The following is an 11,768-nucleotide window of genomic DNA, read 5'->3' as shown; positions in this document are numbered from 1 at the left end:
TCAATCCTTGCCATATTTGTCGTCCAGGCGCTTGTGCAGCGCCTTGCCCTGCACTTTCGCCGTGGCCTTCTGCGCCAGCCGCGTGGCCAGCCTGTCGGCGGCGCCGGCGACTTCGTCGCGCAGCTTGAGGTAGTTGGCGAAGCGCTGCGGATCGAGCGTGCCGGCCTCGATCGCGGCGCGCACCGCACAGCCCGGTTCGCGCGCGTGCCTGCAGTCGCGGAACCGGCACTGTCCGGCCAGCGCCTCGATGTCGGCGAAGCCGCCCTCGGCCAGGTTTTCCTCGCCGGTGGGCTTGAGTTCGCGCATGCCGGGCGTGTCGATCAGGCACGCGCCCGACGGCAGCGGGATCAGCGCGCGGTGGGTGGTGGTGTGGCGGCCGCGTGCGTCGCTTTCGCGCACGCCGGCGGTCTTCATCTTCTCGGTGCCGAGCAAGGTGTTGGTCAAGGTCGACTTGCCGGCGCCGGAGCTGCCGACCAGCACCGCGGTCATGCCAGCCTGCAGCCACGGATCCAGCGCCGCGACGCTGTCGCGATCCTTGGCGTTGACCGCGAACACCGGCACGTCCTGCCCGGCGACGCCGGCCAGCGCATCGACAGCGGCCTGCACGTCGCTGTCCTCCTTGTCGGCCTTGGTCAGTACCACGATCGGTTGAGAAGCCGCCGGCTGCGCGCCGCCGCCGTTGACCAGGAGCAGGTAGCGCTCGATCCGGCGCGGGTTGAAGTCGCCGTCCAGGCCGCAGACCACCAGCACCGTGTCGATGTTGGCGGCGATGACCTGCTGCCTGTAGTGCTCGCCGGCCGCGCCGCGCTTGATCGCGCTGCGCCGCGGCAGCAGCGCCACGATGCGCCCGCCTTCGAGCAGCACCCAGTCGCCGACCGCGGCGCGCTGTTCGGCCGAGGTGGTGCCCTTGCGGTAACCCGCCGGCCGCTGCCATTCGGGCAGCGATTCGACCGCGAAACCGGCGTCCGGGCCGTCGGCGACGATGTAGCCGGAGCGGTGCTGTTCGACCACCCGCGCGGGGCGCGCCTGCGGGTGCGCGGCCATCATCTCGCGCCATGCCGCATCGTCCGGTTCGCCGGCCCAGGGCCAGCCGATGACGCGCAGGGCGGTGAAGTCGGATTTCAAGCGTGGCAGGCGTGCATGTGCATGGGCGGGATTCTAAGCGGGCAGGAGCGCCCCATGGGCGCGATCGCCGTTGGCGGGGAAAGCCATCGCCCCCATGGAGCGCTCCTGCGGATGCGATCGTGCCTTGCGAGGCGCGCCGCGCAGGGTTTTCCGCTAGGCTTTGCGGCCACTTCCGCCTCCCGTTGCCCGATGTCGCCGCCCAGCCTGAAGACCCGCGAACGCCTCTCCGAAGTCCGTTATGAAATCCGCGGCGAACTGGCCCGCCGGGCGCGCGAACTGGAACTCCAGGGCCGGACCCTGATCAAGCTCAACATCGGCAACCCCGGCGCGTTCGGCTTCCGCGCCCCGGAGCACCTGCAGCACGCGATCGCCGACCGCATCGCCGACACCGATCCCTACACCCACCAGCAGGGCCTGCCGGCCGCGCGCGAGGCGATCGCCGCGTTCCACAAGGCGCGCGGCACGCCCAACGCGATGCCCGAACGGGTCTTCATCGGCAACGGCGTCAGCGAGCTGATCGACCTGTCGCTGCGCGCGCTGCTCAACCCCGGCGACGAGGTGCTGCTGCCCTCGCCCGACTATCCGCTGTGGTCGGCGGCGACCATCCTCAACGACGGCCGCCCGGTCTATTACCGCTGCAAGGTCGCCAACGACTTCCTGCCCGATCCGGACGAGATCGAGGCGCTGGTGTCGTCGCGGACCCGCGCCATCGTGCTGATCAATCCCAACAACCCGACCGGCGCCAACTATCCGCGCGAGCTGCTCGAACGCGTCGTCGCGATCGCCGCGAAGCACGGCCTGCTGCTGATGTGCGACGAGATCTACGACGGCATCCTCTACGACGACGCGAAGTTCGTGCCGGTCGCGCCGCTGGCCGGCGACGTGCCGTGCCTGTCGTTCGGCGGCCTGTCCAAGGTGCATCGCGCCTGCGGCTGGCGCGTGGGCTGGGCGGTGCTGTCGGGCGATCCGCTGCGCAGCGGCGACTTCCACCACGCCATGGACCTGCTTGGCGCGCTGCGGCTGTGCGCCAACGTGCCGGGACAGTTCGCGATCGAAGCGGCGCTGCACGGCATCGATACCATCTCCGCGCTGTGCGCGCCGGGCGGGCGGCTGTACGAAGCGCGGCGCGCCGTGGTGGAAAGCTGCGCGGCCAGCGAGCACCTGGAGCTGGTGGCGCCCGAGGCGGCGCTGTACGCGTTTCCGGGCGTGACCGGCGCCGCGGCCGAGGGCTTCGACGACCACGCCTTCGCGCTGGAACTGCTCGAAAACGAGAACGTGCTGATCGTGCCCGGTTCAAGCTTCAACGTGCCGTACCGCAACCATTTCCGCGTCACCCTGCTGCCGCAGCCCGATGCGCTGCGCGAGGTGTTCCGCCGCATCGACCGGGTGCTGTCGCGGCGCGCCGAAGCGGGGCGCCGCGACGGCGCGCCGCAAGCGGCGATGGCATGACCGCGGCCCGCACCACGGGCGGCCCGTTGCCGCCGCTGCGCGCGCTGCGCTACCTGGCGCTGGGTGACAGTTACACGATCGGCGAAGGCGTGGCGCCCGAGGGACGCTGGCCGGTGCAGCTGGCGCACGCGCTGCGCGCGGAAGGCGTGATGCTGGGCGACCCGCAGATCGTTGCCGCCACCGGCTGGACCACCGACGAGCTGGCGGCTGCGCTGGATGCTTTTGATGCATCCAACGCCTTTGCAGGAGCGGCTTCAGCCGCGAGCCATTCTCCTTCCGAAGGGGAGGAGCTCGCGGCTGAAGCCGCTCCTGCAAAGGCAAAAGGTGGCTGGGACTTCGTCAGCCTGCTGATCGGCGTCAACAACCAGTACCGCGGCCGCGGCGCGGAGGACTATCGCGGGCAGTTCGCCGGCCTGCTCGCGCGCGCGATCGGCTACGCCGGCGGCCGCGCCGGCCGCGTGCTGGTGCTGTCGATCCCGGACTGGGGCGTGACCCCGTACGCGGCGCGCGAAGGCCGCGACGGCGCGCAGGTCGCACGCGAGCTCGACCTCTACAACGCCGTCGCACGCGAGACCTGCGACCGGCACGACGTCGCCTTCGTCGACATCACCACCACCAGCCGCGACCGCGGCGACGAGGCGGACATGCTCGCCGAGGACGGCCTGCATCCTTCCGCCGCGATGTACGCGCGCTGGTCCCGGCTGGCCCTGCCGGTGGCACGCAGGCTGCTGGCGCGATGAGCGGCGAGCCGCTGCCGCGCGCGCAGGCGATCTCGATCGCACGCGGCTACCTGCCGCCGGGCCTGCTGGGCAACCGCTGGGACTACTACTACGCGCGCAGCAAGCTGGCCACGGACCCCCTCTATCCCGGCGCACTGCGCGCGCTGCGCGGCAGCACTGCGCCGGTGATGGACCTGGGCTGCGGCCTGGGGCTGCTCGCGCATGCGCTGCGGCAGGACGGGCAATCGCTGGAATATTTCGGCGTGGACAACGACGCGGCCAAGATCCGGCGCGCGATCGCCGCGGCCGGGCGCACCGGGATGGCGTCGGCGCGCTTCGCCTTCGTCGACCTCGCCCATCATTTGCCGGATCACGCCGGCAGCGTGGCGATCCTGGACGTGCTGCAGTACCTGCCCGCGCCCGCGCAGCGGCAGTTGCTGGAGAACGTGATCGCCATGCTGACGCCCGGTGCACGGCTGGTGATCCGCACCGGGCTGGTCGATGGCAGTCGTCGCGGCCTGGTGTCGCGGATCGGCGACCGGGCGGCAAACCTCGTCGGCTGGATGCAGTCGACCCCGCGCTGCTACCCGAGCGCCGACGGCCTGCGCGCGATCCTCGAAGGCAGCGGGCTGCAGGTGACGATCGAACCGCTGTGGGGGCGCACCCCGTTCAACAACTGGCTGGTGGTCGCAGAACACCTGAATTAAGCCGACTCGCGAAGCGGGTTCGGTTTGAATGAATTGTTAGACCGCGGGCTCGCCTAGCAGAAAGCGAGACAATCGCAGCCACGGCTGGCTAGTAATGGCCAACAGCTCAGTGATGTGTACTGCCACCATTGCCCCGCCAACCCAGATATAGACAGGATGAACCCGCTTAAGTGCGATCCAATCGCGGGCAATTGCAACCAGTAAGAGTGAGTCGGCAAGTAGGGAGAAGGTGACGAACGGGTTGGGAACTCCAGGAAGCAGGTGGCGCATCCTTAGCCAAGCTGGCGCGAGCGCAGAAATGGTAGCTAGTAGAAGCAGCCGCTTATGGCTCTCGCTGTCGCGACGGAAGGCAATGGCTGCCCCCACCAAGGATCCGAACAAGAACATCTCGATGAGAATATTTACAAACTGACCGAGAACAAAGTCGTCACCTCCAGCCGCGAGGTCCCTCCGGGTGACGTGAAGTCCGATAAGAACGCCAGAAGCGACGATGGCGATACAGAGCGCCGCGCCAATGACGCCAAGTTGGCGGTGAGTAAGGAAGCTGCGCCTTTGAATGAGTGAGGCTTGCACGATAAAGAAGAGCAGCCAGCCAAAAAGAAGTGCTCCGTGTATGTGAATTATCGGGGGCGCACTGAATGTTCCCTGTGCGAGAGGGATGAAAAAGGTTGTAGAGAAGCCGATAAGAGCAATGACCAAGAATGCGTATGCCATGTACATGAAGAACTTGGGGCGTTGCGCTGCTCTTGTGGTCATACACGTTTCCCCGATGTGTTTCCCGCGGTCCAACACGGTGCGTAGGAGCGCCCCATGAGCGATTGGCGTTGCCGGCAAGCCGACCGCGCCCATGGGGCGCGCCTACAATTGTTCCGGCAGCACCGTCGCGTAACCAAGCGCCTGCATCCGCTGCAGCAGCAGCGCGATCATCTCGACGCTGCGGCCATGCCGCGCGCCTTCGTGCAGCAACACGATCGCGCCGGGCGACAGCTCGCGTTCAAGCCGCGCGACCACCGCCGCGGGGTCCGAGCGCACCGCGTCGTAGGCGCGCGCATCCCAGGCCACGCGCGCCAGCCCGCAATCGCGCAGCGGTGCCGACACGAACGGATTGGCGTGGCCGACCACCGCCCGGAACCAGCGCGGCGCGACGCCGGTAATCGCGCGCAGCGTGTCCTGGCACTGCACGATCTCGCGCCGCATCCGCGCCGGCCCCAGCGCCCAGAAGCGCGCCTGCGGATGCCCCTGGCTGTGGTTGCCGACGCCATGGCCGCGCGCGGCGATCTCGCGGACCAGGTCAGGGCGCGCGGCGGCACGTTCGCCGACCAGGAAGAACGTCGCCTTTGCGCCGTGCGCGTCGAGCAGGTCGAGGAGCGTACGCGTGTCGTCGGATGGACCATCGTCGATCGTCAGCCACACGCGCCGGTCGTCGATCGGCAGGTGCGACAGCACCGGGCCGTACATCGCCGAACGCGGTCGCAGCGCGCCGCACAGGAACCCCAGGTGCACCACAACCAGCAGCGGCAGCCCGCTCCGCCAGCCCAGTTGCCACCACGCCGCGAACACCACCAGGTGCGCGGCGAGCAGCGCCCAGAGCCACGCCGAAGACGCGCGCGGGACGCGGTGCAGGGACGGCAGCGGCGCGCGGATCGCAGGCATGCGGGCATGATGCCATGCGGCATCGTGGCGACGGGACCCGGCGCGCTCGGGTGCATTCCCGTTGCCCTGCGCGGCATTGCCGGGAAGGGAAATGCCGGAAAACGGGCTCGCCGCGTTCATTACAAATGCTTCGTGAATCAATAGACTGCCCGCATGACGACCGGAACCCGCGACCTGTCCCCCGCCGAAGCCGCCGCACGCGTCCGCGACGGCAGCCTCACCATCGTCGACGTGCGCCCGCCCGAGGAGCGCGAACTGGCCGCGATCGCCCTGCCGTACGCGGTGCTCGAAGCCGGCGGCCTGGAAGAACTGCTTGCGCTGCCGAGCGACCTGCCGCTGGGCTTCCTGTGCCACCACGGCGGGCGCAGCGCGCAGGCCGCCGGGCACTTCGGCGCGCGTGGTTTCACCGAGGTGTTCAACATCGTGGGCGGCATCGATGCCTGGGCCCAGGACGTGGACCCGTCGGTACCGCGTTACTGAGCGGTCAGAAGCCGCCGCCGGCGTCGAGCCAGACCTGCTCGTCCGGCGTGTTCACCCGGCCCAGTTCGCGATTGCGGTGCGGGAAGCGGCCGAAGCGCGCGATCACGTCCAGGTGCGCGATCGCGTACTTCAGGTACTCCTCCGGCAGGCCGCGCGCCAGCTCGACGCTGCGCTGCTGGTCGGCCATGTCCTCGGAATGTTCGAACGGCAGGTAGACGAACACGCGCAGCGCCGGCTCGACCTGCGCGTCGAAACCGGCTGCGACCGCACGCGCCGCGTAATGCCGCGCCAGCGGGTCGGTGGCATACGCGTGGCCGCTGCTGCGGAAGCAGTTGCGCGGGAACTGGTCGAGCAGCAGCAACAGCGCCAGCGCGCCGTCGGCCCCGTCCATCCAGTGTTCCAGCTCGCGCCGCGACGCGGCCCAGTGCGCTTCGAGGAAGCCGTCGCGAAAACGCGCGTCGAAGCCATCGTCGCGCGCGAACCACTTGCCGGGGCCGGCCTCGCGCCAGAAGTCGATCACGCGTGCGGGTTCGATCATGGGACTGACTCCGTCATTTCGTCTTCGTTGCGGTCATGGCGATGGTCTCCGGCGGGGCGCCACCGGAAAGCCCACGGCTGAAGCGGCACCAGCAAGGGCTGGGGCCGCCACTGCGCAGGTGGCGCTGCGCCGCCGACACCCGGCGAGATTCAAGTGCGCGGGAATGCCCGGGTCGAAGCCGGAAGCGGAACCCCCGCGCTGCGCTCCGCGCCTTCCACTCCCGCAAGCGGAAGAGGGGCAGTCCCCCCGGATGTCGGGGGACTGCGCGCCGGCACCGCAGCCGCTGCGGCACCGGCATGCAAGAAACGCCAGCTGCCGCTACTTCGCCAGCTCGTTCCACAGGAACGTGTAGTTCAGCGCCCACACGTGCGCCGACTGTTTGTTGGTGGCGCCGGCGCCGTGGCCGCCTTCGGTGTTCTCGTAGTAGCGCACGTCCTTGCCGGCGGCGAGCATCTTCGCGGCCATCTTGCGGGCGTGGCCGGGATGCACGCGGTCGTCGCGGGTGGTGGTCCAGATGAACGTCGCCGGGTAATCCTTCGCCGGGTCGAACATCTGGTACGGCGAGAAGGTCTTGATGTACTCCCAGTCGGCGGTGTCCGGATCGCCGTATTCGGCCATCCACGACGCGCCGGCCAGCAGGTGGCTGTAGCGCTTCATGTCCAGCAGCGGCACCTGGATCACGATCGCGCCGAACAGCTCCGGATACTGCGTGAGCATGTTGCCGGCGAGCAGGCCGCCGTTGCTGCCGCCCTGCGCGGCCAGGTGCCGCGGCGAGGTGACCTTGCGTGCGGCCAGGTCCTGCGCCACCGCGGCGAAGTCCTCGTAGGCCTTGTGGCGATTGGCCTTCAGCGCGGCCTGGTGCCAGCGCGGGCCGTACTCGCCGCCGCCGCGGATGTTGGCCACGACATACACGCCGCCGCGTTCCAGCCAGCCCTTGCCGACCGTGCCCGAGTAGCCCGGCGTCAACGCAATCTCGAAGCCGCCGTAGCCATACAGCAACGTCGGCGCGCTGCCGTCGAACTTCAGGGCCTTCGGCCGCACCATGAAGTACGGCACGCGGGTACCGTCCTTGCTGGTGGCGAAGTGCTGCTCGACCACGTCCTTCGAACCGTCGAAGAACACCGGCATGGTCTTGAGCGTTTCCGGCGCGGCCTGGCCCGGGTTCTCGGCCAGCATCAGCGTGGTCGGGGTCAGGTAGTTGGTGGTGGTAATCCAGACCGCATCGCTCTCGTCGGCATCGACCGCGCCGACGCTGGTGGTACCCAGCTCGGTGGCGCCGATGTCCAGCGGCGTCGAGGTCCAACCCTTGTCGCCGTGCCTGAACAGGAACAGCCTGTTCTTGACGTCGTCGAGCACGTTGAGCACCAGCTGGGTCCTGGTCAGCGTCGCGCCGGCCAGCGAGGTGGTGTCGGTGGGCTCGAACAGCACCTCGAAGTCGCGCTTGCCGGCCATGAAGTCGTCGAAGCGGGTGACGATGTAGGAACCGGCCTTGTAGGTCTTGCCGCCGACTTCCCACGGCTCGCGCAGCTCCAGCCCGAGCCATTCGCGCTGCACCGACTTGTTGGCCGAGTTGGGCGCATCGACCTTGGCCAGCGTGCCGTCCTTGCCGCGCAGGTACAGCTCGTCGTTGTAGAACGCGATCGAACGCTGCACGAAGTCGCGCTCGAAGCCGGGCGTGTCGTCGTGGCCGGCGGAAATCGACATGTCCTTGGCGGTGCCTTCGTACACCACCGTCGCCGACTCGATCGGCGTGCCGCGCTTCCATTCCTTGACGATGCGCGGGTAGCCCGAGTCGGTCATCGAGCCGGGGCCGAAATCGGTGGAGACATACACCGTGTCGCGATCGATCCAGCCCAGGCTGCCCTTGGCCTCCTTGCGGAAGAAGCCGTCCTTCACCCACTGCTTCGTCGACAGGTCGAACTCGCGGGTGACGTCGGCGTCCGCGCCGCCGCGCGACAGCGCGACCAGGCAGCGGGTGTAGTCCGGGCGCAGGCAGTCGGCGCCGTGCCAGACCCAGTTTTCGTTCTCGGCCTTGTTCAGCGCGTCGAGGTCGAGCAGGGTTTCCCACTTCGGCTCGTCCTTGCGGTATTCCTCCAGCGTGGTGCGGCGCCACAGGCCGCGCTCGTGCTGCGCGTCCTGCCAGAAGTTGTAGTAGTACTCGCCGCGCTTGCTGACGTAGGGGATCTTGGCGTCGGAATCGAGCACGGCGAGGATGTCGGACTCGAGCTTGTCGAAGCCCGGCGCGCCGGCGAGTTCGGCCTCGGTCTTCGCATTGTGCTCGCGCACCCAGGCCAGCTGCCTGTCGCCGGTGACGTCTTCCAGCCACTGGTTCGGATCGGCGGCGGCCGGCATGGCGTCCTCCTTCGGTGTGTTCTCGTCGGCCTGGGCGGCCAGGACAGGCGTGCCGGCCAGGCCGGCGGCGGCCGCGAGTCCCGCGGCAAGGCAAACATGCGACAACTTGGGCATTCGGATCCCCGAGGATTCAGTGGCGTTGAAACGGCCAACGCTAGCACAGGCGCGCGCGACGGCCGACGTGCCGAAAGCCAGTGGATCGAAGCCGCCACGCCCCGTGGGAGCGCCCCGTGGGCGCGATCGCTTCTCCCGGCGGCATTCCGGCGCTATGCATCGCGCCCATGGGGCGCTCCTGCAGGCCGCACACAAGGCAGGGATGAGCGAGATGGCGCGCGTCACGCTGCGCGCGGCAGGCGCGTGCGCATCGGCGCGGCGCGGCGCCGCGCCTGCACGGTGCCCGGCCGGCGCCGCCGCATCGCCGGTGACGAGTCCGGCATGCGGCGGCGCGGCAGGCGCAGGGAAGAACGGGAAACCGCCAGCGCGGCCAGGCTGGCCAGCGGCATGCCCAGCAGCCACAGCGGCATCCACCCAAGCACGGCGCTGTCGGCGCGCGCGGCCGGCAGCGAGAGCACGGCGATGACGCCGAGGAACAGCGCGCCCAGCAGCCACGTGGCGAGCGGCGGTGCCGCGGCGGTGGTATCGCGGGAGAACGTCAGGCTGGCATTCGTCATGGAGGCGCTCCTCGAATCGGGGGTGCAGCGTCGCGCGCGGGCATCTCACAGGCTGCGACCGTCTCGCCGCGAGCACGAACGTTCCGGCAGCGTGCTCCGGCAGGAGCGGCGGAAGCCGCGATGCTTCCACCGGCAAGGCTTCGCGGCTTCCGCCGCTCCTACAAAAGACCAGGGATTCGCGGGCTCAGTATCCGGCCAAGTCCAGCGCTTTCTCCGCTGCTTCGCGGCCGATGCCGACCAGTTCCTTTGCGCGCCAGAATTCGTAGAACTGGCACACGTCGCGCGGGATCTCGATGATCAGCTCCGGCGGGTCCAGCGCCAGCTGCACGCGCGCGATCTGGGCCTGCATGGTGTCGAGCGCGCGCGACATGGTGTCCAGCAGGCCCACTTCGGCCGGCGGGTTGCCCAGGTGGCGGTCGAGCCAGCGTCCCAGCCGCGAGTGGTGCGCGGCTCGCGCGCGGCGGCCGTCGGCCGGATCGCCGGGCGGCTGGCGCGGGCGGCTGTGCATGTCCACCGCCACCAGCCGGTGCGCATCTGACAGCCGGGTGGCGGTGATCGGCAGCGGCGCGAGCAGGCCGCCGTCGACCAGTTCGCGGCCATGCACGACCTGCGGCGTGAACAGCCCCGGGATCGCGAACGACGCGCGCAGCGCATCCCACAGCGGGCCGCTGCGCAGCCACACCACGCGCTGGCGCTCCATGTCGACCGCCGCCGCGGTGAACGGGACCGGCAGTTCCTCGATGCGCGGATCACCGACCACCGCGCGCATCGCATCGACCAGGCGCGTGCCGGCGATCACGCCCGGGCGCCCGAGCACCGGGTCGAGCAGGCGCAGGAACTCGCCGCGCGACAGGCGCTCGAAACCCTCGCGGAACTCGCGCAGCTTGCCTGCCGCGTAGACGCCACCGACCAGCGCGCCGCTGGATGAACCGGCCACCGAGACGATCCGCAGCCCGCGCGCCTCCAGCGCTTCGATCACGCCGATCTGCGCCAGCCCGCGCGCGCCGCCGGCGCCGAGCGCCAGCGCGATCGGCTCGCCCCGCGCGGTGGAGTCCGTGCTTTCCGGCGCGGCCGCGGCCATCGGCTCAGCGCTCGTAGTTGCCCAGCGCCAGGGTGAGCAGCGTGCGCGCCTGCGCGCGCAGCGACTCGGGCTCGACGATCTCCGCGTCGCTGCCGTAGTGCAGCACGTCCATCAGCAATTCGCGCGGCGCGCTGTACGGCACCTTCAGCTCGTAGCGGCCGTCGGCGAGATAGCGCCCCTGCTGCTGCGAATGCCAGTGCTCGTCGGCCACCCAGCGCGCGGCCTTGGCGCTGAACACGATCGTCGCCACGCCCTTGGGCGGGCCGGAGAAGATGCCGTAGCTGCCGGCCAGGTGTTCGTTGAGCAAGGCTTCGTCGACGTCGCGCGCAGCGGCATCGAGCTGCCGCGCAGCGCCGATGCGATCCACCGAGAAGCTGCGCAGCGCCTCCTTCTCCTCGTCCCAGGCGTCGAGGTACCAGTTGTCGCGGTAATGGGTGATGCGCTGCGGCGACACCTTGCGCCTGGTCTTCTCGTCGGTGGAGCGCGCGCGGTATTCGAACGACAGCTGCTTGCGCGACAGCACCGCCGAACACACGGTGCGGAACGCGTGCTCGTCCATGCGCCGGGTGCGGTGCGGGATCACCCGCACGCGCTCCATCGGCCACGGGTTGCCGGTGCTGTGCTCGGACAGCAGCTTCTCGATCCGGCCCTGCAACGGCGCCAGCGCCGACGACAGCACCCCGCCGCCGCTGCGCGCGAGCAGCTGTTGCGCGGCGAGCAGCGCGTAGAGCTCGTCGGAGTTGAGCCACAGGCCGGGCAGTTCGAAGCGGTCGCCTTCGTCGGCGTCGTAGCGGAATCCCGCCTCGCCGTCGCCGACCACCGGCGCCATCAGCCCGTCGCGCAGGAAAGCCAGGTCGCGATAGACCGTGGCGCGCGAGCATTCGAGTTCGTCGCGAAGCCTGGGCACCGTCACCGGGTAGCGCGCGGTCTTGAGGATGCGGTGCAGCGAGAGGATGCGTTCGTATCGGTCCATGGGCCGATTATGGCGCGCGC

12 protein-coding genes are annotated in these 11,768 nt (G+C 69.7%); 4 read left to right on the top strand and 8 right to left on the bottom strand.

Annotation, left to right across the window (positions count from 1 at the left end; all coding sequences use genetic code 11):
- Window positions 1-1,134, bottom strand: coding sequence for a ribosome small subunit-dependent GTPase A (gene rsgA, locus H570_RS16360; RefSeq protein ID WP_036135075.1), 1,134 nt, complete (start codon window positions 1,132-1,134; stop codon window positions 1-3).
- A gap of 180 nt (window positions 1,135-1,314) precedes the next feature.
- On the opposite strand from rsgA, the gene H570_RS0104335 reads away from it, so the two are divergent.
- The 3 genes from H570_RS0104335 to H570_RS0104325 are packed head-to-tail and all read left to right on the top strand — an operon-like array spanning window position 1,315 to window position 4,000.
- Window positions 1,315-2,574, top strand: coding sequence for an aminotransferase class I/II-fold pyridoxal phosphate-dependent enzyme (locus H570_RS0104335; protein ID WP_027079673.1), 1,260 nt, complete (start codon window positions 1,315-1,317; stop codon window positions 2,572-2,574).
- A complete protein-coding gene (locus H570_RS0104330) occupies window positions 2,571-3,314 on the top strand; it encodes an SGNH/GDSL hydrolase family protein (RefSeq protein ID WP_051176106.1) in 744 nt (247 codons plus the stop codon). Before H570_RS0104335 ends, H570_RS0104330 begins: the two co-directional genes overlap by 4 nt.
- 11 nt (window positions 3,315-3,325) lie before the next feature.
- The gene (locus tag H570_RS0104325; RefSeq protein ID WP_027079671.1) at window positions 3,326-4,000 is read left to right on the top strand and encodes a class I SAM-dependent methyltransferase; all 675 of its coding nucleotides are present in this window, start codon (window positions 3,326-3,328) and stop codon (window positions 3,998-4,000) included.
- Between the two features lie 36 nt (window positions 4,001-4,036).
- Here H570_RS0104325 and H570_RS0104320 read toward each other — a convergent pair whose 3' ends face one another.
- Both H570_RS0104320 and H570_RS0104315 read right to left on the bottom strand, forming a co-directional pair.
- Complete coding sequence (locus H570_RS0104320; protein WP_156899827.1) at window positions 4,037-4,756, bottom strand: hypothetical protein; 720 nt, start codon at window positions 4,754-4,756, stop codon at window positions 4,037-4,039.
- Window positions 4,757-4,858: 102 nt separating this feature from the next.
- On the bottom strand, window positions 4,859-5,653 hold the full coding sequence (locus tag H570_RS0104315) for a polysaccharide deacetylase family protein (protein ID WP_027079669.1): 795 nt from the start codon (window positions 5,651-5,653) through the stop codon (window positions 4,859-4,861).
- A 153-nt stretch (window positions 5,654-5,806) separates the two neighbouring features.
- Between H570_RS0104315 and H570_RS0104310 the strand changes: the two genes are divergently transcribed.
- The gene (locus H570_RS0104310) at window positions 5,807-6,133 is read left to right on the top strand and encodes a rhodanese-like domain-containing protein (protein ID WP_027079668.1); all 327 of its coding nucleotides are present in this window, start codon (window positions 5,807-5,809) and stop codon (window positions 6,131-6,133) included.
- Window positions 6,134-6,137: 4 nt separating this feature from the next.
- Here the strand turns inward: H570_RS0104310 and H570_RS0104305 are convergent, their stop codons facing one another.
- From H570_RS0104305 to H570_RS0104285, 5 genes are all read right to left on the bottom strand, one after another.
- On the bottom strand, window positions 6,138-6,671 hold the full coding sequence (locus H570_RS0104305) for a DUF924 family protein (protein ID WP_027079667.1): 534 nt from the start codon (window positions 6,669-6,671) through the stop codon (window positions 6,138-6,140).
- Window positions 6,672-6,989: 318 nt separating this feature from the next.
- Complete coding sequence (locus tag H570_RS0104300; protein WP_027079666.1) at window positions 6,990-9,137, bottom strand: prolyl oligopeptidase family serine peptidase; 2,148 nt, start codon at window positions 9,135-9,137, stop codon at window positions 6,990-6,992.
- Window positions 9,138-9,358: 221 nt separating this feature from the next.
- Entirely contained in the window at window positions 9,359-9,694 is a 336-nt protein-coding gene (locus tag H570_RS16355; RefSeq protein WP_051176105.1) for a hypothetical protein, read from the bottom strand.
- A gap of 184 nt (window positions 9,695-9,878) precedes the next feature.
- Window positions 9,879-10,775, bottom strand: a complete 897-nt coding sequence (locus H570_RS0104290; RefSeq protein ID WP_027079665.1) for a patatin-like phospholipase family protein — start codon at window positions 10,773-10,775, stop codon at window positions 9,879-9,881.
- A gap of 4 nt (window positions 10,776-10,779) precedes the next feature.
- A complete protein-coding gene (locus H570_RS0104285) occupies window positions 10,780-11,748 on the bottom strand; it encodes a helix-turn-helix transcriptional regulator (RefSeq protein ID WP_027079664.1) in 969 nt (322 codons plus the stop codon).
- Between the last annotated feature and the right edge of the window lie 20 nt (window positions 11,749-11,768).

The sequence above is a fragment of the Luteimonas mephitis DSM 12574 genome (genome assembly GCF_000422305.1).
Classification (GTDB): Bacteria; Pseudomonadota; Gammaproteobacteria; order Xanthomonadales; family Xanthomonadaceae; genus Luteimonas; species Luteimonas mephitis.
Note: the sequence above shows the minus strand (reverse complement) of the source record. Positions and strands in the feature narration are given on the sequence as shown.

Coding starts and splice junctions, on each gene's coding strand:
- H570_RS0104335 (WP_027079673.1), top strand. CDS start 1,315: ATGTCGCCGCCCAGCCTGAAGACCCGCGAACGCCTCTCCGAAGTCCGT.
- H570_RS0104330 (WP_051176106.1), top strand. CDS start 2,571: ATGACCGCGGCCCGCACCACGGGCGGCCCGTTGCCGCCGCTGCGCGCG.
- H570_RS0104320 (WP_156899827.1), bottom strand. CDS start 4,756: ATGACCACAAGAGCAGCGCAACGCCCCAAGTTCTTCATGTACATGGCA.
- H570_RS0104315 (WP_027079669.1), bottom strand. CDS start 5,653: ATGCCTGCGATCCGCGCGCCGCTGCCGTCCCTGCACCGCGTCCCGCGC.
- H570_RS0104310 (WP_027079668.1), top strand. CDS start 5,807: ATGACGACCGGAACCCGCGACCTGTCCCCCGCCGAAGCCGCCGCACGC.
- H570_RS0104305 (WP_027079667.1), bottom strand. CDS start 6,671: ATGATCGAACCCGCACGCGTGATCGACTTCTGGCGCGAGGCCGGCCCC.
- H570_RS0104300 (WP_027079666.1), bottom strand. CDS start 9,137: ATGCCCAAGTTGTCGCATGTTTGCCTTGCCGCGGGACTCGCGGCCGCC.
- H570_RS16355 (WP_051176105.1), bottom strand. CDS start 9,694: ATGACGAATGCCAGCCTGACGTTCTCCCGCGATACCACCGCCGCGGCA.
- H570_RS0104290 (WP_027079665.1), bottom strand. CDS start 10,775: ATGGCCGCGGCCGCGCCGGAAAGCACGGACTCCACCGCGCGGGGCGAG.
- H570_RS0104285 (WP_027079664.1), bottom strand. CDS start 11,748: ATGGACCGATACGAACGCATCCTCTCGCTGCACCGCATCCTCAAGACC.